The following is a 25,127-nucleotide window of genomic DNA, read 5'->3' on the forward strand; positions in this document are numbered from 1 at the left end:
AAATCCCCCTTATGGCATATTGTGATGTTTACTGATTTGAACTCTTTCATTAAACCGAATATGGGTTTGATAATAGTTATAAATCATTATGATGCCAAGTACAAGAATAACGCTCGTTATTAGACTTCCCTCTGCCCCAAAAGCTCCACCAGATACAACCAGAGCACCTTCGGTTTCTGTCGTTATGAACGACGTCATGGGAATGCCTGAAACGTCAAATCCAAAAACGCAGCCTTGCATGAAATTCCATGCTAAATGCAGTCCTATTGGCATCCATAAACTACCCGTAAACTCACGGCATAAGCCCATCAAAAGACCAGCTAACAAGATATTGATAAATGGAAATGGGGTACTCCACATCCCTGGATTAAAACTATGCAGCAATGCAAATACAATCGTTGATGCCCCAACTGCAACTTTTGGACCAAAGCGATGTTTCACAATCCCTTGTAAATAACCACGTGCAAAAAGCTCCTCATTAAGCGCCACGCCAATAAAAAGTAAAAAGCTTCCGCCAATCGCGTACGCCTTCGTCAAGCTCCAATCCATGCTCACGACTCGAATGCCACCGAACAACCATATCCCCATGCTGCTAATGGTAATCAGAGCAACTCCCCAAACGAAGCCTTCACTTAAACGGCGGCCAAATTGCTCGGTATGCAGGCCTAATGACCATCCTTTTTTCTTCTCAAAGAGATAGAATGAAAAATAAACCCCGCTTACAAAACCTCCAATCTGAGCCCATAATGAGCCCTTAATAAAAAAGGGATCGCTAGTGACAGCCTCCATACTGATAATGAGATCCGGATTTAAGCGGACAGCAATAACAGCAGCAGCTATAGATAGTATGACAGTTATGACAATGATGAAAATCAGGGTTAATAGAACTTTCCCCACAATGTGAAGGATGGGAAACGACTTTCGCTTCTTCATTTCGATAGGTCTTCACTCCTCTCATTGATTTTCTATTCGTGAAATCACCTCCAAATCCTCCCATTTACTTCAAAGGAAACTCTTGTGCAAACGATTACGCCATGCCACAATAGGACTATCAAAATGAAGCTAAGACGGAGGAACACATGCTTTTTGTCTTATTTGCTCTTTGGTTCATTGCATCAGGCTTGCTGATCGTGGATCCCACTTCGCGCACCATGCGATGGATGAGCGCAGTTGCATTTACTGGCGGATCGGGTGCATTAGCTGCCGTCATTTCTGCAGATATCATTCCTTATTTCCAACATACAGCACCCAATCCATCACTTAGCGCGTTCTTTTATCGAGTTATGAGTTACTGCTCGTTGCTTTCCTATTATGGCTTGCCTTATTCTTTTGCGATGCTTGCTTTAGCGTATCACTCCACTTGGCAAAAGCCTCTCTTGCGCACTTGGTTGCCGCTGGGATTGCTTATACCACCAATAGCTTGTTTGATTTTACTACCTGGTTACACCGAAGAAATGCCAATCGATTTCCGCGTCGTGGCAATTTGGGCATTCCCCTATATCCTAATTGGTTCTTTGCTGATTGTCCTCAAAAAAGAGCATCTGCCAGCGATGAAAAGGACACATTTGTTCACCTGCCTTGCCTTGCTTCCGCCAATACTTTGTGTCGGCGTTCTCAACTATGTCATGCCTAGCTTTGGTTTCTATCGTTTGTGGATTTATCACGTGTGGATTTTAGCGTTTGTTGTGCCATTCTTTGTATTCACCTTTTTCAAATACGGATTCCTCGGAATTCGACTGCTTATTGAACGTCGTAAGCTAGATTCCACCCTCCGCGCCATCACGTCAGGTACAGCTATTCTTAATCATGCGATCAAAAATGATGTAGGGAAAATGCGGCTATTTTTAGAAAAAATGAAACATCACGCCGTTGAAACTGGGCAAACCGAACTTATTCAAGATATACACGTTGTAATGAACGCATCTAGACACATTCAAGATATGATTAGTCGGGTGCATGAACAGACGCAAGAGCTTCCTCTGCACGTTTCACAAGTGGATGTACGCCAACTGATTATTGAGGTCATGGAGCCTCTTGAAGGCTACTTAGGAAAGATTCAAGTTCAGCTAGATCTGCCTGATAATCTTGAACTTCGCCTTGATCAGATACAAGTTGCAGAAACCTTAACGAACATCCTGATGAATGCGATTGAAGCGATGGAGACTGGCGGACAACTATCGATTAAAGCTTTTATGAATAAAAAAAATATCGTTCTCGAAATCAAAGACACGGGGTTCGGTATGGAAAAAACTGTGCTCAAACAAGCTGTGGAACCATTCTTCACCACCAAAAGCGGCAAACGGAACAACTTTGGTCTGGGGCTTGCTTACTGCTACAGTGTTATGAAAAAACACGGAGGAAGCTTGGAAATTAGCAGCGAACCTGGTAAAGGCACAAGTGTCTACCTAACGTTTCCTGGACAGAGATAAAGTATTAGTGAGGGGAAGATTTCAAATGGAAGCGATTCGTATACTGATTGTTGAGGATGATCTGGATTGGCTGCGCGGGCTTACTGATTATTTGAATCGACAAGGGGATTTAACCGTTGTAGAGAGCCGATCTACTGCTGCGGAAGCACAATCCTTATTTCATCAATCCGCACCTTCTGCAGATGTCGTACTCATGGATATTATGCTTCAAAATGAACCTGCAGGTATCGGATTGGCGGAGCAAGCCTTTTTGTCTTGGGGAGCAAAGGTTATTATGTTGACCTCGATGGAGGAGAAAGATTTCATCTTCCGATCCTTCCAAGCCGGGGCCATCGACTATCAAATCAAGTCACGATTCGAGGAGCTCCCAGCTATCATTCGGGCAGCACATGCACGCCAATCCACAATAAATGCAGCAGTAGCAGAACAGATGCGTGAGGAGTTCCGCAGACTGAAGCGGCTGGAGCAGCAATTCAAGATCAAAGAAGTCCGTGATCTGATTACCCCAACCGAGCTTCAAGTGCTTGATATGATTGACCAAGGACATACCCAAACGGAGATTGCCAATCGGTTTTTTATTTCATTACGAACGGTAAAAATCCATGTGGGGCATATTTTGAAAAAGCTGGGGAGTCCGAGCAGCAAGGATGCCGCTCAGCAATTAAGAAATCTAGGTTTTTTTGAGCGTGGTCCATCTAATAAAGATAAAGAATAGAAAGTGAAGAATGGAAATCCCACTTCTCTCTAGTGGATATCTCGCTTCTTAAATCTTCCGCCTTTAACATCATGGATATTGCCAACCGCGAGAAAGGCTTTGGGATCCAGTCCATCCACAATGGATTTCAGCTTGGCTTCTTCTAATCGCGTAATCACACAGAAGATTACCTTCTTATTGTCGCCGGAGAAACCTCCTTCTCCTTCTAAGTAGGTAACACCACGGCCCAAACGATCCAAAATGGCTTCACCAATTTCTCTAAAGCTGTCGCTAATAATCCATACGGACTTCGACTCGTCGAAGCCTTCGATCGTAACATCAATCATTTTGTAAGCAATGAAATAAGCAATCAATGAGTACATGGCACGATCCCACGTGTAGACAAACCCTGCACTACCAAGAATGAATAAGTTAAAAAACATAACAATCTCGCCAACCGAGAATGGAATCTTTTTCGAGACTAGGATCGCTACGATTTCAGTGCCATCTAACGATCCCCCAAAACGGATAACCATTCCCACACCAATACCTAGGATAATGCCACCGAACACCGCGGCTAACAACGGATCGTTGGTAAGCTCCTTTACGGGATGCAGCAAGGCAGTGCCTATTGACATGACTAGAATAGCGAAGAGTGTAGATAAAGCAAACGTTTTACCAATCAATTTATAACCAACGAATAAGAAAGGAATATTTAATAATAACAAGAACAAACCGATCGGCACTTGCGTCAAATAAGATAAGATGATCGAAATCCCTGTAATGCCCCCATCAATAATCCGATTAGGTACTAAGAAGATTTCTAATCCAACAGACATTAAAACCGCACCAATGAATAAGAACAACCCACGGCGAAAAAACGCACTTTTTGTCATTTTACGATGTTGAAGCTGCATAACGGCTTCTCTCTTTAGTTGCATTTGTTCTTTTGTTGCCATAATCGAGTCCCCTCCTGCCTTGTTTATTCCTTATAAGTATTCTTGATATAACCACCTTTTTCCTGCAATCTATCTAATTTTCATAGAGATACCATCGAATAATGTCGAAATGCATGATATAATATCAGATGTTCAAGGACTTTTAACTTATATTTGTACAGGAGAATCTATGAAACAAAACATTGAACGTTTACTATTGGTTATTCGGCCGAGACTGCCACTCTTACTGCTTGCAGTAATCCCTGTACTGATTATGGAAATTTTGAGCCGCGGAAATTATATTGAAATGATGACATGGAGTTATAAACACGTTCTCGAGCTTCTTTTCAATGAATGGATTGTGGTAAGTCTTCTCTTGTTATTCATTGCAATTATTGGGCGAACGAAAATAGCCTACTGGGTGATTTCGGGGTTTCTTATCATCCTTGCGCTCATTAGCGGGGTTAAGCTCAAAATATTGGGCGTACCTTTAACGCCTTGGGACTTAGTTGTAGCAGGCGAAGCTTCCGATATGGTGAAATACTTATCCAACATTTTGACATTTAATGTATTATCTGTCATTCTCCTGTTTCTTGTAGGTAGTTACTTCATTCTCTACCGTACAACCATGTTTATTAAAAAAGTCGCCTTAAAAGAACGAGGAATTCTTGCTGGCATAGGTTTACTTATGTTTTTGGCAGTCTACACAGATCTGCCGCTCCCAGTTCAGAAGTGGTTCGGCATTGAAGCTGCTGTCTGGAATCAAGTGCAAAACACCAAAACAAACGGTTATGCATTGGCAACTGTTTTGAACACCAAAGCTATGTTCTCAGATAGCCGAGAAGGCTATGACGATAAAGCGGTTGATGCCATCGTGAATGCATCTCCCACGCCGCCAATTAAAGCTGGTGACCATACACCGCCGATTAAACCGAATGTCATTGTCATTTTGAGTGAAGCTTTCTGGGATCCGACCATTATTCCTGGTGTCAAATTCGATAGAGATCCAATTCCATTCTTCCATAAACTTCAGAGAACCGGAACGAGTGGAACTATGCTTTCACCACAATATGGCGGTGGTACAGCCAATGTGGAGTTCGAAGTACTCACAGGTAACTCTATGCGTTTCTTACCGCAAGGATCCATTGCTTATAATCAATATATTTCTAATGAAGTGGATTCATTAGCCAGTATTTACGCACGTCAGGGCTATACTTCAACAGCGATTAGTCCATTTTATAACTGGTACTTCAATAGTAATAAAATTTATCAAGATTTCGGCTTCTCCAAATATATCCCGATTGAGTATTTTAAACCAACCTATTCCGGTCCATATATCGCGGATAGCGAGGTAGCCGCTAACATTATTCATGCAACTGAGCAAAGCGCAGGATCTGATTTTGTGTTTGCGAATACCATGGAAAATCATTTTCATTTCTACCCTGGCAAATTCCCGAAAAATGAATTTAACGTAACGGGCAACTTCTCCGCTTCTTCAGTCGGCATGCTTGAAACGCTTGCCCAAGGTATTAATGGATCTGATAATATGTTGAAGGAATTAGTAGAATATTACGAGAAAAAAGGCGAGCCAACGATTATTGCTTTCTGGGGAGACCATCTTCCAGCGCTTGGAGATGATTATGCTACGTATATTGATACCAAATATATCAGCGGCAAAGATGACCCTGATTTCTTGAAAAAGATGTATAGTGTCCCGCTTGTCGTATGGAATAACTTTGACCATGGAAGCAAAGATAACCTAAATATTAGTCCTTCCTTCTTAGGGCCTTATTTGATCGGCCTATCTAAGCAGCAAGGCAATTATTACACGAACTTCTTAACGGAATTAGCTAAAAAGTATCCGGTCATTCCTCCTAAAGATCATTTTGCTGAAATGAACATTAAGGAAGATGATTTGAAAGACTACGAAACCTTGCAATATGATATTCTTTTCGGGGATCGTCATGCTTACAAAAATTATTTAACACCGATTATTGATCCTAAGTACATGCTCGGATTCGGACCAATTAGCTTAGAAAAAGTAGAAGCTGACTCACAAGATATTTCTGGTCGTTCATCTATTACACTTACGGTTTCGGGAAATAACCTTCCCCCACTCGGATATGTGACCTTAAATGGGAAAGCATTACCTACGACTTGGAAAGATGAGCACACTGCTACAGCAGTGGTTGAAGGAACTCTACTCAAAACAGGCCTTTGGGACATTCAAGTACATGTGAAAGATTCCAAAGAAACCATTGTAGGCAAGTCAAACTCCGTTTCGATTGATATCGGTGGACGTTAATTCACTTGTAAACAGCCCCTTATTCTCAACTCGAGGATAAGGGGTTGTTTTCTGCCTACGGACAGTCTGGCAGCACGTAAAAAAGCCCATCCTTTTCGGGATGAGCTTCTTTATCTATCCTATCAATTATAGATTAATGATTTTACCAGTAGCTTCGGATTCAAACGCGGCAAGAATTACTTTCAACGCTTGGTAGCCCTCTTCACCGGAAATACGTGGTGGTTTGTTATCTTGAATGCTAGTAATGAACTCAGAAACAACTCCGCTAGATGTTTGTTTCTCATTCGTTGCTACTTGACCTACTTTGTAACGTTCAACCGTACCATTACGAAGCTCAACGATCACTTGATCGTTAGGGTCTGTATCAATTTTGATAACACCATTCTCACACCATAGAACTGTGGAGTTGTCTTGACCTTTGTAGTAAGTCCAGCTTGCTACTAGGGAACCCGTAGCTCCGCTTTTCATACGAAGCAAACAAGTAGCATTATCATCAACGTCTGTACCCTCTTTGTGAAGCGTACCAACGAAAGCTGCAACTTGAGCAACTTCATCATCAAGCAACCAACGGATAAGATCGGACTTGTGTACGCCTAAATCACCCATTGCGCCCATAATTGCTTCTTCCTTGCGGAAGAACCAGCTTTCACGACCGTCAATGCTCCAGCCTTCAGGACCTGGATGACCGAAAGATGTACGGAATGTAAGAACTTTCCCAAGTTTACCTGATTCCAAAATTTCTTTCGCTTTTACGTGCGGAGGCATTAAACGTTGGTTGTGACCAACCATCAAGAAAACGCCATTTTTCTTCGCAGCTGCAATCATCGCTTCAGCTTCTTCAGCCGTTGTTGCCATTGGCTTCTCGACAAGCACATGTGCGCCTGCGTTAGCCGCGGCAATGGTCATTTCAGCGTGAAGGTAGTTTGGTGTACATACGCTAACTGCGTCAACTTTCTCTGCTTTTAACATTTCAACATAGTTGCTATATGCTTTGCCGCCATGCAGTTGTGCGTAGTGTTCCGCTCTCTCGATAATCGGATCTACGAAAGCAACTAGCTCAACATTAGGATTTGATGCGTATTCCGGGATGTGTCTGTGTTTGGAAATGGAACCACAGCCAATGACGGCTACTTTAATTTTACCCATTAGATGAAAACTCCTTCGAATTATAAGAATAAATTAGTTAATAATTTGGTTAATAAATTAGTTATGAACGTTTAAGTAATGCTCTTTAACCCAGTTAAAGCTGTTTTCAATACTAGTTAAAGGTGCTTTTTGGCAATTGTCTTGTTCAACGACTAGCCACTCGACACCAGCTTGTTCAGCTGCGACGATAACTTTATCTAACGGAACATCGCCTAAGCCCAATTCCAAAGTAACGAGTTTACCATCAGCATCTTTCGTAAAATCTTTGAAATGCACCAAAGGCAGACGTCCTGCATATTTGGCAATGTAGGCAAGTGGATCTTGTCCTGCGAATTGAACCCAACATACGTCCATTTCAACTTTAATAGCATCATTATTTGCATACATCGCATCAAAAACAAACTCATTATCCACTTTGTAATGGAATTCGAAATCGTGGTTGTGATAAAGGAACTGCAAGCCTTGTTTTTGCGTCTCAACAGCAAGTGCCTGGCATTCAGCAATCAATGCTTTCCATTGTTCCACGGATTCACGCTCTTCCGCACCAACATAAGGGCAGATTGCGTATGTCGCACCGATTGTTTTCAAATAATCGATCTCACCTTGGAAATTATCACGGAATCTTTGCAAGCTAACATGGCTTCCGAAAGCTTTCAGTCCAAGCTCATCAAGAAGACCCTTAAGCTGATCAGCAGGCATATCATAATAGCCAGCAAACTCAACGCCTTCATATCCTAACTTCGCAACATGGCGTAGTGTACCTTCCATATCACGTGCCATATCATCTCTCAATGTGTACAATTGAAGACCAATTCCTAAACGTCCCATTTGTTCTCCTCTTTTCTCATAGTGAAATCGATAATAATAACCTTGCCCTAAGTATAGCGAGATTAGCCTATTATGACCATTCACGATATAATTAAAACATCTCTTATTTGGCTACGAAAGGCGAAACTACATGAATGCTGAACTATTAGTTTGTGGGTATTCTTTTCACATGGACCCGTTTTATGTGAGTACCAAATCTGGACTTCCGTCTTATCTTTTTCGATTACAAACAGAAGGTACCAGCGAAGCACTTGTCGACGGCAGAATGATCACGATAGAAGCTGGCCACTTACTGCTATTTAAACCAGGTGATCCCTACGAGCTGCGTATCGGTAATCAACTAACCCCGAATGAAGATAAAATTGCCAGCGGTGACTACTACTTGTTTTGTAAAGGGAAATGGATTGACGATTGGTGGAAACGCAATAACAAACCAACCTGCATGCGCATTGACATCGATCCCAGATTAATCTCCCTTTGGCGGCAATTAACCCTAGAAAAGCGCAGAATGGAAGACGAAAATCCCGAGTTAAGCGGCTATTTACTTCAAGCCTTATGCCTATATCTCGAACGCGCTGCAACAGAGACTGTGCAAGGACGTCCTTTTACAGGCACTCGCATGAAACGATTTATTGAGGCACATGCCACCGCTGTATTCAAAATCGAAGATGTTGCAGACCATGTTGGACTTAGTATCTCCCGAGCTGTTCATTTGTTCAAAGAATATTTTGGTAAAACGATGATCCAGTACGCAACAGAAGTACGCTTATCTAGTGCCGTGGAGCGCATGCATGATAGTTCCATGTCCTTAGAACAAATTGCTCTAAGCTGCGGCTTTGGCTCCTATCCATACTTTCATCGTGCTTTTAAGCAACGCTTCGGGACATCCCCCAAAGCCTATCGACAAAATATGCAACATACCTAATACAGATTATTTGATTAAATTCACACAATATTCAATATTCCTGACCAATGTATGAAACAATTTCAGCCGCTAAATCGTATTATCTATATACGAAATACATAGCAATCTCTTATTTGTCTTAAAATTGTAAAACTATTTTAAGGTTCTATTAATAATAATCCGATATGCTAGTACTATATCCAATTCTTAGGATGGTGGAACTCATGAAAATGTTTATAACGATTCATAACAAACCTGTGCCCGTATACTCCGATGAGAAAAATAAAAAGAAGTTCAATTTACTGAAGTCAGCACTTGAGGCCAAAGTAACCAAAGGTAGAGCAACACTCAAGAAATGTCTGGATTCAATCATCAGTATCGAGATTGTTGGGTGCGAAGCGATCCTTCATTCCTTGAATGAACGTGACTCGCTGGCACTATCCCTGTACTAATCGAAAAGCCTGAAATCCCTAAGTTGTGGATTTCAGGCTTTTTTCTGTTTTACAAGTAATTTTTCTCTACAACATGAAGATGATGCTGCGCATGTCCTGCAATGACATATGCGATTGCACGGGCAGAAATAGCGAACGTATTCGCTGTTCCACGACGAGTCCAAGCTGATTCAGTGATCGTAGGCAAAAGGGCTAACGTAGCCTGTCGTACCGCTTGGAACTCCTTTACAAGATCCACTAAATCCACTTCATCAAAAGTTGTATTCGCAATGAAAATATCCTGATCAAATCCTGGTAAATCCGTTGTATCCCCGCGGGCAATGCGTAATAACCTGTAACTCATGATGCGTTCCGTATCCGAGATATGAGCCAGAACCTCCTTCAAACTCCATTTGCCAGGGGCATACCGAGATAAGGCTTGTTCCTCTGTTAATTGTGAAAATAGCGTTACAAGAGCTTTTTCTTGACTGTTCAAAATGGATACATAATCACCATCGGGTACCAATCCAATATACCCCGTATAATAGGATGAATATTCGTCATGACTCGGTCTCTGCAGCATGCTTGAATCGTCTCCTTTCTCTTGAACAAATATTGGTATGAATTTCTCTATCATATCGCAAAATTCCAAAAAAAAGAATCTCATTTGCTGAGAATTGAGCAGAATCAAGCACTTGTTACACTCGCCTATCTCGTTGAAAGGATTTTTCTGTGGTATCTGCAAGGATAAACATTAACGCTAAGACCTGCTTCTTAGCTTATATAACTACTAACTACTAACTACTAACTTCTTACTTCTTACATCTTACTTCTTACTTCTTACTTCTTACTTCTTACTTCTCATCACTTATCACCTATCACTCAACGCTCCCACTAATTACTCAATTCTCAATTCTCAATTCTCACTACTCACTTCTCTCTTTTAATAACACAATCCTCTCAACTCCCAACCGACTAAGTTACTACTCTGTTTAAAGGTGTTGTAGATACCACAGAAAATTAGTTTTGCTGAAATGTGCCCTGCCCCCGCACAACCATTCTTGTAAAATAAAAACCCATTTCCCAAACATGGAAAATGGGTAACTATGTTTACTGCTGCTTCGCCTCAAGCAGCCAGATTTTGCTTTGAAAGTCGCCATGTAAACCAGCGACAGGCAGACCGGCATACAGCAAATGATCGCCGGGGAACAGCCCTTCCGAGCCTTTGATATGATAATCGAAGGCAGGGTTGAGTCCTTTGAGCCGCAAAGTTTTCAGCGGCGCATACGGCTCTGCAAGCACACGGACGAAAACGACCATGGCTTGTGTCTTGTCCTCGGAGACAATCATCCACGCGGTGTCGTTCCCCTCGAACGGGCTCAATAGGCGATACATATCGCCAAATTGGACAAGAGGCCGGATTTGTTTGTAGTCGGCAACTTGTCGTTTGACAAGTTCTTTCTCTTCATCAGTGAACTTCGTTAGGTCAAGCTCATAGCCGAAGTTACCAGACATGGCTACATGACCGCGAGTTTCCAGGGACGTCATGCGATGAACTTGATGATTCGGCACGGCAGATACATGCGAGCCCATGGAGCTAACCGGGTACACGATGCTAGTTCCGTATTGAATTTTCAAACGGCACACAGCATCGGTGTTATCGCTCGTCCAAGTTTGCGGCATGTAATGCAACATACCAGGATCGAAACGACCGCCGCCGCCTGAGCAGCTCTCAAACAAGATATGCGGATATTCGGTAGTGATAGCTTCCATTACGCGATATAGACCTAGCATATACCGATGTGCTGTTTCTCGTTGGCGTTCAGGTGGTAATGCGGCTGAGCCAATTTCAGTCATATTGCGATTCATATCCCATTTGACATACGTAATCGGAGCACTGCTTAATATGTTGCGCAGCATGGACGTCACGCCCTCACATACATCCTCACGTGAAAAATCAAGTATGAGCTGCCCACGACCTTCAGTGCGTCGACGATCCGGTACATGTAAACACCAATCAGGATGTTTACGGTATAAATCGCTCTCTGGCGATACCATTTCAGGCTCAAACCATAGTCCAAATTCAAGGCCAAGCTTATTAACTCGCTCTACCAAATCTTCAAGACCGCCTGGGAGCTTGGCCTTATCAACTACCCAATCCCCAAGTGAAGTCGTATCATCATTTCTTTTGCCAAACCAACCATCATCAAGTACGAAAAGCTCAATCCCAAGGTCTTTACCTGCACGAGCGATGCTCTCAATTTTATCCGCGTTAAAATCAAAATATGTCGCCTCCCAGTTATTAACCAGGACTGGGCGTACTTGATCACGGAACTCACCGCGGCAAAGTCGTGTACGATACAGGCGATGATAGGATCTCGACATCTCACCAATCCCCTGAGCAGAGTAAACCATTACAGCCTCAGGTGTTTGGAAGTGTTGTCCTGGCTCTAGCAGCCAGCTGAAATCAAACGGGTTGATTCCAATGGAGACACGTGCCGTTGCAAAAGGGTCCACTTCCGCGTAAGCCGCAAAGTTACCGCTATAGACGAGATTAAAGCCATACACATCGCCATAGTCTTCATTGGCATCCTTGGCAAGCAAAGCGACAAACGGGTTATGCGAATGACTGCTTGATCCACGCCTGCTTTCGACGGTCAATTTACCCGGAGCCAAAGCTCTCTTTTCGATATGACGCTCACGTGCCCAACTCCCTGATAGCTGCAGTAGATCCCAATCAGCATGAGAATAGTCCACGCTCATACTTAATGCACGCAGCAACCTGAGATCAGCTGTGCCCTCGTTTACGAAACGGACGGAACGTGTGATTGCCGCATGATTGGCAAAAATCGTGTAGGACAGAATTGCGCGCAAGCCTGCTACTTTGTCAATAAGCTCAATTTCTAACGTTTCCGCTTCATGTTCATCTTCTACATAAGTTGAAGGCAACCCTTCTAACGCTGGCTTTCCTTGCACGATGCGATGCTTGTCGTAAATAAGCTCAGTAATCGTCGAGCCATTAGGTAGCGCCACTTGATAAGCTGGCTCGCGGAAGTCGCTTGTCCCATACGCTGGATACTCCTGAGGTAAAGTATCGAATGAGATTTTTCTATTCTCTTTTACGGGATTCGGACTGAAAGAAGCACGTTCCTTATATTGAATCACGCTACCAAGTTGACCCGATCGAATAGGGCGGCCCCAGTAAACATGGGCTGGATAGGAATTGTTAATCAGTTGAATTACATAGCTCATATACGAATTGTTTAAATGAAATATCCCTTGTGCTGCTTCAAATGAAATGGTCATTAATAATCCCTCCTACCGTCTATTATCGTATCCTGAGAGAAACAAAACTATGGAGAAACTACACCTACATATGGAGGAATGTCGTTTTTCCGCAAAAAATAGAACCTTGACTCTACTCAGTCAAGGTCCATTTTCGCACGTCTAACTTAGCCGTATTTATACGTCATGCCATGTCCGCCCTTCGGGTACACCCAGTCTATATTGTACGAAGGACACGCAATGCGGCACGTTCCGCACTCAATGCAATTTTCAAAAGCAACCGTGGTAATTTTAAGTTTCTTTTCCCACTCATAGACATCGGAAGGACAGAAATAGTTGCAATCTTTGGTAACACAGTTTAAACAGGTTTGTTTGTCTTTGATCACGAGATGGGATTTATCATCGCATTTGTAACGAATGGTAAACAGTTTATCTGAGATATCGCTTTGGCTCATCCGTTCATCGCCCTCCATCCCTTGTAGCCTAGCTTCATCAAGTTCACTGTGCCGCCTGCGGCATTTTTGATGAGCTTCATGGCCATTTTTTGTTTCTCGGCTTTCGTTATTCCGTCCACGAGGAACATGTTATACGCTGCTTCATTTACGGCACGAGGCAACCTATCAAATAAGAGCTCAGGATCCTGTTCCTTCAGGAATTGATGCATGCCTTTGTACTTTTGCAGATCCTTGTGAACAAAGGATTCTTTGATCTTATTATCATAAAGATGCATGGTTGGAGCTGTAAAATCTCCACGCGCCTTCGCTTCGATAATAGCTTCTCCAGCTAGTCGCCCCGAGGTCATCGCGAGATTCGTCCCCTCCCGGTGGACAAAGTTAATTAGTTGCGCAGCATCACCACACACGCACCAGCCATCTCCCGATAAGGTTGGAATCGAGTGAAAACCACCCTCTGGAATCAGATGACCGGAGTATTCTTTGGTCTCTCCGCCTTGAATCAGCTTACGAATCATCGGATGCTGTTTGACGGCATCGAGTACGGCGTAGGGCTTTACCTTTTTATCACGCAAATGATTTACCATCACACCGACCCCTAACGAGATCGTTTCTTTATTCGTATATAAGAAGCCCATTCCCGCCATGCCGAGCGAGGTTTCACCCATAAATTCAATAGTGACACCCTCATCACCCTCGAGTCCAAAGCGGTCCTCGATTTTTTCCCGGGGCAGCGCTATGACCTCTTTAACTGCTAAAGACACCTCATCCGGCATCCATTCCTTATGAATGCCCATCGCTTTGCCGAGCAAGGAATTTACCCCATCTGCAATGACGACAACGTCCGCGTACAAATCGCCGTCATCACGGTCTGTTCGCACACCAACAACTTTATTGCCTTCACGAATAACATCCAGTGCCACGGTTTCGTAAATTGGAATCGCGCCCGCGGCTACCGCTTTTTCAGCGAACCATTGATCGAATTTAACCCGCAAGCCAGTGAAGCAGTTAAACGGCTCCTTGTAGGCTTCATTACGATGACCGAAGGTAACCATAGACTCTTTGCCCATCATCCAGATCCGCTGTTCAACAATGTAGCGTTCCATGGGAAAGTTTTTTTCCGTCCAAAACTCTGGTACCAGCTCTTCGATCTGTTTGCGATAGAGGACGCCTCCGAAAATGTTTTTGGCGCCAGGAAACTCGCCCCTCTCGAGCAACACAACCGATAAGCCTGCTCGGGCCATGGTTAAGGCAGCAGCAGCTCCGGCAGGACCTCCGCCAACGACGATGGCGTCGAATTTTTCGTTCATTTCGCTTCACTCCTCTCCCGTGCTTCGCTTGCCCCCGTCTGTGTTTGGGTGGTGGATGACGGGTGAATGCCGAAAAGTGTGCGGCGTTTCTTGAATTCCTCTGTTATGGCTGGAACGATTTTGAACAGATCGCCAACAAGGCCATAATGGGCAAATTGGAAAATTGGCGCCTTCTCATCCTTGTTGATCGCGACAACGACATCGGCATGGCTCATGCCGACTGTGTGCTGTACGGCGCCAGAGATGCCGATGGCGAAGTAGAGCTTCGGACGCACCGTGGCGCCCGTCTGCCCCACTTGATGCTCATGGCTGATCCAGCCAGCATCAACCGCAGCGCGGGACGCGCCAACGACACCGCCGAGCGCATCCGCAAGCTCGCCGAGCAGCTTGAAAGCATCGGGCCCGCCTAATCCGCGGCCACCCGCTACGATAATCTCGCAGTCCTCGAGATTCAGCTTGCCTGTTTCGCGCAGGAAATCGAGCACCTGCGCGTCAATCTCTTCCTCGCGCATCGTGGCTTCAATGCGCACGATTTCGCCTTGGCGCGCTGCGTCCTTCGGCAGCGCCTGAAACACGCCGGCTCGCGCTGTGGCCATTTGCGGCCGGTACTGCTTGCAGAGGATGGTGGCCATCATCTTCTCGGAGAAAGCCGGGCGGCTGGCCAGCAGCAGCCGTGACGGGGGCGGCTCCACGTCGAGCTGCGTCGTGTCGGCGGTCAGCCCCGTCGGCAGGTGCGTAGCGATCGCACCTGCCAGGTCACGGCCCGTCGCTGTCGCGCCGAACAGCACGATCTCGGGCTTCGCATCCTCGATCAGCTTCAAGCAGACCCGGCTGTATGGCCGGGTCCTGTAATCGCGAAGCTCCGGGGCTTCGCAAAGGTAAACCCGATCCGCGCCGTAGGCCACGGCTTCATCGGCGAGATGGGCAACATTCTCGCCGATGACGAGCGCCATGAGCGGCGCTTCCAGCTTGGCTGCCAGCTTCTTGCCTTCGCCTAGCAGCTGCCAGGATACCTTTTTCGCGATGCCCTCGCGCTGCTCAACAACGATCAACACCCCACGATATGCCGACCAGTCCGGCATCGTCGGATCTATCTGTTCTGTTTCTTTTGCCATCGTGTTATCCTCCGTTCCTATCGATCAAGTCCACTCCAACAAGGTCTGCATGTCCTTCGTTAATAGCTGATCGGCTAGCTGAACTGAGCCCATCTCTGGGCTATCAAAAGTAATCATATTTGTTTTTACAGCTTTAATTTCCGGTACCCAAGTTTTAGCAACAATCGTTGGCGAGCCTTTCAGTCCAATCTTTGCCCGCTCCAGATCTGGAAAATCTGCCGTTGTCCAAACGGTAGGCTTATATCTAGCCGCTCGAATCATGCCAGGTAGAGAAGCACGTCTCACTTTATTTAGTTCCTTCAACGCAGTAATTAGGACAGGCATGCTTGTCTCAACCACTTCGATGCCGTCCTCCAATAGTCGGTGTACGCGTACTTTTCGATTGGCTTCATCTACTTTTACAACTTTGTTCACATAGGTTAGCTGTTCCAAATCTAATCGACAGGCTACGCCTGGACCGACTTGTCCTGTATCGCCATCTAAGGTTTGCTTGCCGCAAAAAACGATATCCACGGGTCCCCATGTTTCCGCAATTTTGCGAATGGTTCGTGCAACGACGTAGGAGGTAGCCAGCGTGTCCGCCCCGGCAAAACCACGGTCAGTTACCAATACCGCATCATCTGCGCCTAGCGATATGCATTCCTTAAGCCCTTTCTCAGCAGGTGGCGGTCCCATGGTCACTACCGTGATGCGCGCACCTTGTTCATCTTTAATACGCAACGCCTCTTCCAAGCCATGCATATCATAGAAATTCACAATGCTGGGAACACCTTGACGAATGAGCGTATTATTTTTGGGATCAATGCGAATTTCTCTAGAATCCGGAACTTGTTTAATACAAACGACAATATGCAGCATCTCTGCACCCTCCTATTTCTACGGGGAACTGGCTTGCATTTTTTGACAACTCGCTTGTCACAGCTTGTCATCATTGTGAAATTTGTCACGTAAATGTCGATGAGTAATCGCTTTCAGAGCATCACATGACATTATGAACAAGCATAAAGATAAGAATCTAACACAGTATATGCGTCAGCACGAGGAACTTGACTAAACCAAGAAAAAATAAAGAGCTCAGCACATTGCCACGCAAAAAAAAGACTGTCAAAGCAGGCTAAAAGTACCCCTCCGACAGTCTTCCCTTTTTAATTCACTTCTCCACTATGCTTTATAATCGCCTGATTAATCCGCTCCCTCACCTCGAGCATCCATGCCGTACTGCGGGGATAAACAGAAAACGTGATCGGCTCAGTCAAGCCTTCTTCTATGAGGGCAATCGTGCGCTCTTTGCCAATCAACGTCTCCAGCAATTGTAACGCCCTTAAATCCTGCAGCGCTTCAAAGAATACTTCCATCCGAATCGACTCCATGGGTCCCGTTTCACCAGGATAAACAAGGAAGCTATCGCCCGAAGGAAACGCATGTAAAGCATCCGTTACTTGAAAGGGATTCAACGGTTTAATGGCATATTGCGAATAATAGAAATTGTATCCCCAATGCAGAAATCCTTGAATACCGAACTTATACAGCTGCAGACCGATGATTCGGTTACGTGCGGAAGGCATGTTAAAAAAACGATTGGACACTTCTTTGTATTGTACACAGCAATAATATGTCCATAAATCAGGGACCCCTGCTTTTAAGAAAGGCTCAATATGATCATTCGAGGGAATCGGTTTCTGAACGATGCCTCGCTCATAGAAAGAGATCTCCGTCAAGGCATCGATAATCGGATATTCAGGAGGCAGAAGCTTCCGAACAAGATCACTTGCTTTCTTGTATGTTTCCAAATGCGCCTCCGTAGGCTCATCTGATACATGAAAGTAACTGCAGGCAGCGATGCCAAGTTTTTGGATTACGCGATCTAGATCAGGAATGAGCTGCTCTAAAAAATTCACATAGGCTTCCCCAGTGGCATCCGTTTCCCAACCGAAAATACGCTGCTCTTCCCCGTTCAGTGTTGCCACAATTTTCGGCGTATGCTTAGCCCCCCACTGCGTAAATAAGTGTGAGAACTCGAAATATTCAACCCCTTTGCTCTGGCAAAGGGCAACCCAACGCTCGAGATTGGCGTACTCAAAGGCATACGTGGTCTTGCTATCGATACTCCCCTCCACAACTTTCACACCAATCAGCTGCACGGTCGGTCGTTCCCCACCTACTACGGTATCCAATGGCGGTGTAAAAATCGGAGTCAGTATCATGTTAATGCCATGCTTGACAGCTGTTTCGATGAACTGCCCGATGAGCTGCCAATGCTCCTCACTAAATACTGGGACCTTGTAGTGTGTCGCAAGGCAATCTACGTGAAACCATTCTGTATGAATCAGCTTTTGTTTCGGCAGCGTCGCTTCAAGTATAGTAAGCTCCAACACTTCCTCACCAAGCTGTTCCCCTTCTTGAGACAGAAAACTTACATTCACTTTATAGGTTCCAGCTCGTGTAGTTGCATCCACATCAACATGAATCCAAACGGCTCTCCACTGACCAGGAAGGGACGTCACAGACTTTGCTTCAAGTGGGTACAAAGGGTCCGGGTACAAACCAGGTGTTGTCCGCATCACATGGGAATCATGGTCAGCGTAACAAGGCATTTCAGATGGCACGAGACCCACAGCGCGTGTTGTAAAAGGAAGCCCAAGTGTCGAAGTAACTTCAACACTAATGTTTTTCAATAAGTGATCTGACGTGTATGCAATTTGAAAAGCGAAGGTTTCTCCTTTCAGTGCCGTTGCCTGTCTAAGTGCTGCTTCGCTCGGAGCTTCATCTGCAAAAACCTTGGATAACGAACTCAAGCTTATGGTTTGAAAGGTTACCTTTTTGCCCATTGTTTACATGCCTCCAATATTCGTTGTGAACCTATTCCTTATTCCCATTTTAGAGATTGGAAAGTCCCCGTTTGAGCAGAATCCTGCGCTTTCATACACATGAGGGCACTCATCAGACCATCATCCAGCGTTGAGAGGGAGTTCGCTTTCTTTTTCATAACTTCTGTAAAATTACGTGCCAGCTTCGCATCACCGCCAAAATGGTTGCTGCCAGCGGCAAGGTCATACGTTTCAACTCGCGCTGTATGGTGCATATAAACCTTGACTTGACCTGTATAGAAATCGAAGTCAACAGTCCCTTTATATCCCATGAATCTCGCGCCACGCGCAGCAGCGCCTTTGCGAATAAAAAAGTTTTGCGAATACGACATATGCATACCGCTTTCATAACGGAACAGTGCACTACCTGAATCTTCATTGCCTGTGTCTTCCGCATAACAGCAATATTGCCAAGTTGGATCCAGCTCTTCCTCTGTTCCAACCGTACTCTCCAAGCAGGTGCGATTGTCTTCACAATCTACACATTTGAGCCCAGCAGATTTGTTTCCTTTGAAAATTTGCTTTGAAGTCATCGCACACACAGATATCGGCGTTTGCCCCAGAACCGCTTGGATATAATCGAAATCGTGAGTCGCTTTTTGTAGAAAGAGCCCCCCGGTTTCTTCCTCATTACGATACCAGCTTTGGAAATAGACACGCCCATAGGGCACGTTATTAATCGCTTGAACATGTTCAACCGTACCGATCTTACCTGATTGCACGATTTCTTTAACTAGCTCTACAAGAGATGTCACTCGTAATGGAAAAGATACTACGACAGGTGACGTGGATGCCTCATATCCTTGTTTTAAACGAAGAAGATTCTCGTAGTTAGTTGACACCGGCTTTTCGATATAGAGCGGAAGACCATGCTGCAGTACCTTCAACCCCATCGTTGTATGCAAATTACAGCGCGTGCCAATCATGACACCATCAAGCTGCTCATCTGCCAACATTTGCTCTGGCGTATCATAATAATGAATGTGATGCCAACCTTTCTCATCCAGTTGAGCTTTAACCGCATCTTTCCGTATGTCTACAATTGCCGCAATTTGGCAGTCCGCATCTGCCTTCATTACTTCTTTAATTACACTACTAATTCTAAGGCCATACCCAATTACACCTATCTTCATGTTAGCTCCCCCTCGAACTTAACGCTATCCTGATTATAAAAGATGTTACTTCCCTTTTCTTTGTCCTGAAAGCCGATTTTTTTGTTTTTTCGACTGTGCTATGATAGATACATAGGCTTTGCAACGACCAATCAGGAGTGACTCCCATGACGATAAGTGAAACGAACACGACCGAGTATCATCGGACGCATTTGAAGATGAGTATCGTTATCCAAAAAGTCATTACCATGCACTACTTTGAGTATGGGAAGGATTTTGTGTTCGATGGCGAGAAGCATGATTTCTGGGAATTTCTCTATGTCGATCGCGGAGAAGTCGAGGTACATGCGGATGATGATCGCTATTTACTTAAACAGGGCTCTATCATCTTTCATAAGCCCAATGAATTTCATAGTTTTTATGCAACCAAAGGAAAAGCTCCTAATTTAATTGTCATGACATTCGATTGCCATTCGAAAGCGATGCAGTTTTTTGAGCGTAAGGTGCTGCATCTTGAAGATGAAGAGCGTAATTTACTCGCCCAAATCGTTCGTGAAGGACAACAAGCCTTCGAGTTCCCCTTCGGTCATCCTCTTGTGAGGAGGTTAGATGCACCTGTTGGCTGTGAGCAGATGATGCAAAGCTACTTGGAAATTCTGTTGTTACGTTTGCTGCGTAAATCAGCTTCACCGGAAGCGGAAACGTCTCTCTCCACAGTCGCTAAGGAGAAGTCGATTCACGATTTAACCAGTAAAGTCATGAGCTATATGGAAGACCATATTGATGCTCATCTTACCTTAAATGAAATCAGCCAAGTGTTCTGTGTCGGCAAAACACAGCTTAAAGGCCTTTTTAAAAAACATACGAACTATACCCTCATGGAGTATTTTGCTAAATTGAAAATCGATCAAGCCAAAATTATGATACGTGAGGAGACCTATAACTTCACTGAGATTTCCAGACAACTTGGCTTCAGTTCTGTGCATTATTTTTCCAAAGCTTTTAAGAAAGCAACCCTAATGAGTCCCTCTGAATATGCAAGAACAGTAAAATCCCGCATGTAAGCACTTATCTTCCTTATCGCAAAAAAATCCCGAGCAGCTGCAAGTAGCAGTTCCTCGGGATTTATCGTTAACTCACCTTTTATTACTCGTCTTCGTCTTCTTCAACCTCGTACGTGCACAGAAACCGCTCTACACCCGGATATTTCTCACCTAGACTACGAATCACGAATCCAACGTTGCGATAAAATTGCACAGCCTCTTCATCGGTTTCCACCGTTATCCGAACTGGCTGCATATCATCAATAATTTCAAGCAACATCCCGCGTCCAAAGCCTTCTCCTCTGCTCTCAGGTTCAACAGCGAGATGACGAAGTGTCATTTCTTGCTTCTCATTCAATTCGAAGCCGATAATGCCGACAGGCAAACCCTCCGACTCATAGGCAAATAACCATGTGTTTTCATTATTTTCATATTGACTGAGGGCTTCTTGCAGACTTTCAGGATCTGGAAACACACTATAGCCAAGTAATTGTTGAATATCTCCCTCATGCAGACGGGACTTCACATTTAACAGCACGTACACTCACTTCTTTCTATATTCGTATATCTCTAATATTCTACTAATGCGTGCAGGCTGTCAACTTAGGTCAAATGGCGCTAATACGCTCAATCACTTCACGCCACTCTTCCGGCGAGCTGCCTCTAGCGATAAGCCATGATTTCCCTTTCCCCGTCTCATGTTCAAGCACGATCGATTGGCTAATGTCCATGACATCGGTGACAAAATTATTCGCCTGCCAATCGAAAAGTACGCTAAACAGCTTAGGTACTTCAGTTAAAAAGACATTCGAACCGTTTTTGCGGAATAAATCGGTTGTAACGACTAACTTGCCACCATTGTGCACATAAGCAATCAACGCCTCTTCCAGCTCCGCTTCGTACATAATATGAAGCGGCAGAATCAGCATATCATAGGCCTTAATCTGTCTTGGCGTATATACCACATCCACCTGCTTATTCAGCTCGTATAGCGGTCGGTAGACATTGTCGACGACATAATTGGCAAAAGGCAGCCGATCCGAAACGGAGATCTGATAACTCCATGAGCTGTCAAAGTGATAGTACAGTCCGACAGTGGCCGCGGTTTGAATCTCAGCTTCGACTTTCGTCGTAGCTGCCTCCGTATAGCGTTGAAGGACGCTGTAATTGTACGTAGGTTCACCTGTCATGGTGAGCAATTCTTTGCCGCCTCTCCCTTGTTCTTGCCCCCAGGGAAAAGGCTTCATTTTGAATAGAAAAAACCGCTCACACCCCCGCTCCTCAATAATTCGCATATCCCGCTCCAACTGAGCAGCACCCGCGCCGTACTCCATCATCCAGAACGGCTTATTAAGTACACTGCGGCATGCATCCGAATAGAAGGCGATTTCGTGCGGTTTATCACTATATATATCCATGCCTACAACATCTAGCGTAGCGAACATGTCGACCCAGTTGATATTATCTCCCCAACAAAACATGAACCCATTCGTAGTAATCGGGCGATCTCCGATATACGGGCGAAGCACACGCTCCTGCATGCGTGCAAATTGCACCAACCCTTGCGATGAGAATCTCGCAAATTCCAGCTCAAGGCTGGGATGTGGCCACATCATCACATCGCTTTGAATCGGGGCTGGCAGCGGGATTTGCGCCCAGGTCTGATAGTGTTGGGACCAGAACACCGTCCCCCAAGCCTTGTTTAATTGCAAGATCGTCCCGTATTTATCAGCCAAATACTGCTGGAATGCTTGCTTCGCACAATCTCCGTAATCATATTTGGTTTCACCGCCAAATTCATTATCCAACTGCCATGCTATCACATTCGGATGTTGTCCATAACGTTCAGCCATTTTTTTAACTATTCGCTCAGAATAGATCAAATAGTTAGGTGAATAGTACGAACGATGTTGCCTAGCACCGAAGCCGACCGTTTTACCACTTTTATGCATAGGCAGCACATCTGGATATCTTTCAACTAACCAAATCGGCGGACAAGCCGTGGGTGTACAGAGTACAACCCCTATTCCGAATTTAGCAGCAAGCTCTATTGACTCGTCCAGCCAAGCCCAGTTATATAAGCCATCTTCGGGTTCCAGTGTTGACCAAGCAAATTCGGCAATCCGAATACTTGGAATACCTGCATCTTGAAGCTTCTTATAATCAATCGGCCATTGCTCCGATTTCTCATGCTCAGGGTAATAAGCCACTCCTATTTCCATAACTTTTATCCCTCCAATGTAGCACTGCGATTAGACTCAGCTCCACACAAAATCATGACTCCATTTCCACCAAGCTCCGTTTTCCCGTGAAGCTCCTTCTCGGATAACAGATCATACATGGGAGTAGGGATCTGTACATGAACATGCTCTACCGAATGATTGATAACAAATGTATACGCCTGCTCACCTTTGAATCTTGATACGATCTCAACGCGAGGTGAGTCCGTTACGATGCCATCACCTGAGATGGCCAGCTCAGCTTCTCGACATATCGCACTGAAAATTTCATCTCGAAGCTTGGCATCTAGTTCCGTACCCATGTAGTACGCCTTTCCTTTACCATAAGCATTCATAGTCACGGCTGGACAACCTACAAAATAATCTTCACTGAAGGTAGCTAGAGCTTGTGCCCCATGCAGTTCAATAACATCGAACCAAGTTCCCCCTTGATAGTCCTCTTCACTGCCCTGCAGGTTAATCCGACGATACTCTTCCTTCCCTAGAACCCCATATTCTTCTACGCTGATCCCGAGTAAGTCTGAGAACTTCCCAGGAAGTGTGAGCGCTTCCATCCGATTGTGCCAGTCCTTGGCACCAGCGCGATAATCCAACACTACGATGCCGCCAGCATGTACAAATTCATACACTTTGGCCACTAGTTCATCGGTCGTCATGATGAAATTAGGGAGAATTAGTACTCGGTATCCCAAAAAATCAGCTTCAGGTGAAAGGATATCTGTTGCGATCTGATTGTCGTACAAATAGTGATAATAACTTGTAAAATGCCCCATATAGGTGTAGTCCATAATATGAGGTTGAATCTCGAACACCCACTCATTGTCATACGAGCGAATCATTGCTACTTGAGCTTTGTTCATTGAACCTTGCAATACTGGCCAAATTCTAGTGAGTTCGGCTCCGACCTGTTGCACCTCACGATACTTCCTGCCCACTTTCCCATCATGTGCCAAAATACCATGCCAATATTGCTCCGCGCCAAATAAGCAGCCTCTCCAACGGAAGTACAAGATCCCATCTGCGCCATGAGCAATCGATTGGTACGTCCATCTGCGCAATTCTTGCGGTTTAGGCGTTGGAAACATGATGTTTCCGCCAGGTTGACCGCTCTGGTGTTCCATAACCCAGAAGTTCGTCCGCTTCAGACCGCGCGTCATATCATGCTGCATAGCCGCAAGCGCTGGATCGACTTCTTTGGTAAACATTAAGTTCGGATAATTATCCCAAGAAACAATATCCAAATCCTCAGATAAATCGAATGAATCAATTTCATTAAATGCGCCCATCATATTGTGCGTAATTGTCGCTTGCGGCGCATATTTCCGAATGAGATCCGCCTGAAACTTCTGGAACCGGCAGACAGCATCTGAAGCAAATCGACGATAATCCAGCACCAAGCCTGGGTTATGGAGCGGAAACACCGTGTACGCTGGTACGATGACCTGTTCCCACTCATTGTAGGTTTGACTCCAAAAAACAGTCCCCCAGCAAGCATTCATATGGTCAATTTTTTTATATTTGTCCTTCAGCCACTGCTGAAATTTGGTTTTGCAGTTATCACAATAACAGCGCGTCGTCTCATTACAGCCGAATTCATTGTCAATTTGCCAGGCGACAACACGCGGATCGTTGCCGTACCGCTCGGCCATTTTGCCCACAATGGTTGAGATATAAGGCAAATAATCGTCATTGCTATAACAATAATGTCGTCGATTCCCATAGCCACGAATATCCCCATACATGTCACGCATATACAGATCGGGATGTTGATCCATCAACCACTTCGGAGGCGTTGCTGTTGGCGTGCCAAGAATAACCTGAATGCCTTCCCCAGCCAAAATGCCGATTATCCGGTCTAGCCAAGTGAAATCGAAGCTACCCTCCCAGCGTTCCATGCGCGACCAAGCGAACTCACCAATTCGAACAATGTTAATTCCCGCTTCTCGCATCATCTTCGCGTCGGTTTCCCAACGCTCCTCCGGCCAATGCTCCGGATAATAACAAACACCGAAATACATCCTGCTCCTC

Annotated in this window: 21 protein-coding genes; 6 read left to right on the forward strand and 15 right to left on the reverse strand. The window is 44.9% G+C overall.

Annotated features, from left to right (window positions below; genetic code table 11):
• Positions 1-9: 9 nt before the first annotated feature.
• Positions 10-933 carry a CPBP family intramembrane glutamic endopeptidase gene (locus tag AC58QM_RS06450; RefSeq protein ID WP_497282331.1) on the reverse strand — a complete coding sequence of 308 codons (924 nt, stop codon included), beginning with the start codon at positions 931-933 and terminating at the stop codon, positions 10-12.
• A gap of 146 nt (positions 934-1,079) precedes the next feature.
• Between AC58QM_RS06450 and AC58QM_RS06455 the strand changes: the two genes are divergently transcribed.
• Positions 1,080-2,429, forward strand: coding sequence for a sensor histidine kinase (locus tag AC58QM_RS06455; protein ID WP_497282333.1), 1,350 nt, complete (start codon positions 1,080-1,082; stop codon positions 2,427-2,429).
• A gap of 25 nt (positions 2,430-2,454) precedes the next feature.
• Positions 2,455-3,144 carry a response regulator transcription factor gene (locus AC58QM_RS06460; RefSeq protein ID WP_497282335.1) on the forward strand — a complete coding sequence of 230 codons (690 nt, stop codon included), beginning with the start codon at positions 2,455-2,457 and terminating at the stop codon, positions 3,142-3,144.
• A 29-nt stretch (positions 3,145-3,173) separates the two neighbouring features.
• Here the strand turns inward: AC58QM_RS06460 and AC58QM_RS06465 are convergent, their stop codons facing one another.
• Complete coding sequence (locus tag AC58QM_RS06465) at positions 3,174-4,040, reverse strand: YitT family protein (RefSeq protein WP_497282779.1); 867 nt, start codon at positions 4,038-4,040, stop codon at positions 3,174-3,176.
• 211 nt (positions 4,041-4,251) lie between these two features.
• Between AC58QM_RS06465 and AC58QM_RS06470 the strand changes: the two genes are divergently transcribed.
• Positions 4,252-6,366, forward strand: a complete 2,115-nt coding sequence (locus tag AC58QM_RS06470; protein WP_497282337.1) for an LTA synthase family protein — start codon at positions 4,252-4,254, stop codon at positions 6,364-6,366.
• Positions 6,367-6,492: 126 nt separating this feature from the next.
• On the opposite strand, the gene AC58QM_RS06475 is transcribed toward AC58QM_RS06470, so the two are convergent.
• Both AC58QM_RS06475 and AC58QM_RS06480 read right to left on the reverse strand, forming a co-directional pair.
• Complete coding sequence (locus AC58QM_RS06475) at positions 6,493-7,512, reverse strand: Gfo/Idh/MocA family protein (protein WP_497282339.1); 1,020 nt, start codon at positions 7,510-7,512, stop codon at positions 6,493-6,495.
• A 57-nt stretch (positions 7,513-7,569) separates the two neighbouring features.
• Positions 7,570-8,340, reverse strand: coding sequence for a sugar phosphate isomerase/epimerase family protein (locus AC58QM_RS06480; RefSeq protein ID WP_497282341.1), 771 nt, complete (start codon positions 8,338-8,340; stop codon positions 7,570-7,572).
• Positions 8,341-8,470: 130 nt separating this feature from the next.
• On the opposite strand from AC58QM_RS06480, the gene AC58QM_RS06485 reads away from it, so the two are divergent.
• Complete coding sequence (locus tag AC58QM_RS06485; protein WP_497282343.1) at positions 8,471-9,265, forward strand: AraC family transcriptional regulator; 795 nt, start codon at positions 8,471-8,473, stop codon at positions 9,263-9,265.
• A 203-nt stretch (positions 9,266-9,468) separates the two neighbouring features.
• Complete coding sequence (locus tag AC58QM_RS06490; protein WP_028554145.1) at positions 9,469-9,696, forward strand: hypothetical protein; 228 nt, start codon at positions 9,469-9,471, stop codon at positions 9,694-9,696.
• 49 nt (positions 9,697-9,745) lie between these two features.
• On the opposite strand, the gene AC58QM_RS06495 is transcribed toward AC58QM_RS06490, so the two are convergent.
• From AC58QM_RS06495 to AC58QM_RS06530, 8 genes are all read right to left on the reverse strand, one after another.
• Positions 9,746-10,258, reverse strand: a complete 513-nt coding sequence (locus AC58QM_RS06495) for a DinB family protein (protein WP_497282345.1) — start codon at positions 10,256-10,258, stop codon at positions 9,746-9,748.
• Between the two features lie 527 nt (positions 10,259-10,785).
• Positions 10,786-12,981, reverse strand: coding sequence for an alpha-galactosidase (locus AC58QM_RS06500; protein WP_497282347.1), 2,196 nt, complete (start codon positions 12,979-12,981; stop codon positions 10,786-10,788).
• Positions 12,982-13,127: 146 nt separating this feature from the next.
• A complete protein-coding gene (locus AC58QM_RS06505; protein WP_028554142.1) occupies positions 13,128-13,415 on the reverse strand; it encodes a ferredoxin family protein in 288 nt (95 codons plus the stop codon).
• Entirely contained in the window at positions 13,412-14,722 is a 1,311-nt protein-coding gene (locus AC58QM_RS06510) for an FAD-dependent oxidoreductase (RefSeq protein WP_497282349.1), read from the reverse strand. Before AC58QM_RS06510 ends, AC58QM_RS06505 begins: the two co-directional genes overlap by 4 nt.
• The gene (locus AC58QM_RS06515) at positions 14,719-15,837 is read right to left on the reverse strand and encodes an electron transfer flavoprotein subunit alpha/FixB family protein (protein ID WP_497282350.1); all 1,119 of its coding nucleotides are present in this window, start codon (positions 15,835-15,837) and stop codon (positions 14,719-14,721) included. The genes AC58QM_RS06510 and AC58QM_RS06515 overlap by 4 nt, the downstream gene beginning before the upstream one ends.
• 24 nt (positions 15,838-15,861) lie before the next feature.
• A complete protein-coding gene (locus AC58QM_RS06520; protein WP_497282352.1) occupies positions 15,862-16,695 on the reverse strand; it encodes an electron transfer flavoprotein subunit beta/FixA family protein in 834 nt (277 codons plus the stop codon).
• A gap of 287 nt (positions 16,696-16,982) precedes the next feature.
• A complete protein-coding gene (locus AC58QM_RS06525) occupies positions 16,983-18,665 on the reverse strand; it encodes a DUF4091 domain-containing protein (RefSeq protein WP_497282354.1) in 1,683 nt (560 codons plus the stop codon).
• Between the two features lie 38 nt (positions 18,666-18,703).
• A complete protein-coding gene (locus tag AC58QM_RS06530; protein WP_497282356.1) occupies positions 18,704-19,837 on the reverse strand; it encodes a Gfo/Idh/MocA family protein in 1,134 nt (377 codons plus the stop codon).
• Between the two features lie 146 nt (positions 19,838-19,983).
• Between AC58QM_RS06530 and AC58QM_RS06535 the strand changes: the two genes are divergently transcribed.
• Positions 19,984-20,880 carry an AraC family transcriptional regulator gene (locus AC58QM_RS06535; RefSeq protein WP_497282358.1) on the forward strand — a complete coding sequence of 299 codons (897 nt, stop codon included), beginning with the start codon at positions 19,984-19,986 and terminating at the stop codon, positions 20,878-20,880.
• 82 nt (positions 20,881-20,962) lie between these two features.
• On the opposite strand, the gene AC58QM_RS06540 is transcribed toward AC58QM_RS06535, so the two are convergent.
• From AC58QM_RS06540 to AC58QM_RS06550, 3 genes are all read right to left on the reverse strand, one after another.
• Entirely contained in the window at positions 20,963-21,397 is a 435-nt protein-coding gene (locus AC58QM_RS06540) for a GNAT family N-acetyltransferase (protein WP_497282360.1), read from the reverse strand.
• A 70-nt stretch (positions 21,398-21,467) separates the two neighbouring features.
• Positions 21,468-23,081: a beta-galactosidase gene (locus AC58QM_RS06545; protein ID WP_497282361.1), complete on the reverse strand. Its 1,614-nt coding sequence runs from the start codon at positions 23,079-23,081 to the stop codon at positions 21,468-21,470.
• Positions 23,082-23,086: 5 nt separating this feature from the next.
• Positions 23,087-25,117 (reverse strand): beta-galactosidase, encoded by a 2,031-nt coding sequence (locus tag AC58QM_RS06550; RefSeq protein WP_497282363.1) that lies wholly within the window; start codon positions 25,115-25,117, stop codon positions 23,087-23,089.
• Between the last annotated feature and the right edge of the window lie 10 nt (positions 25,118-25,127).

The sequence above is a fragment of the Paenibacillus sp. J22P165 genome (assembly GCF_059692015.1).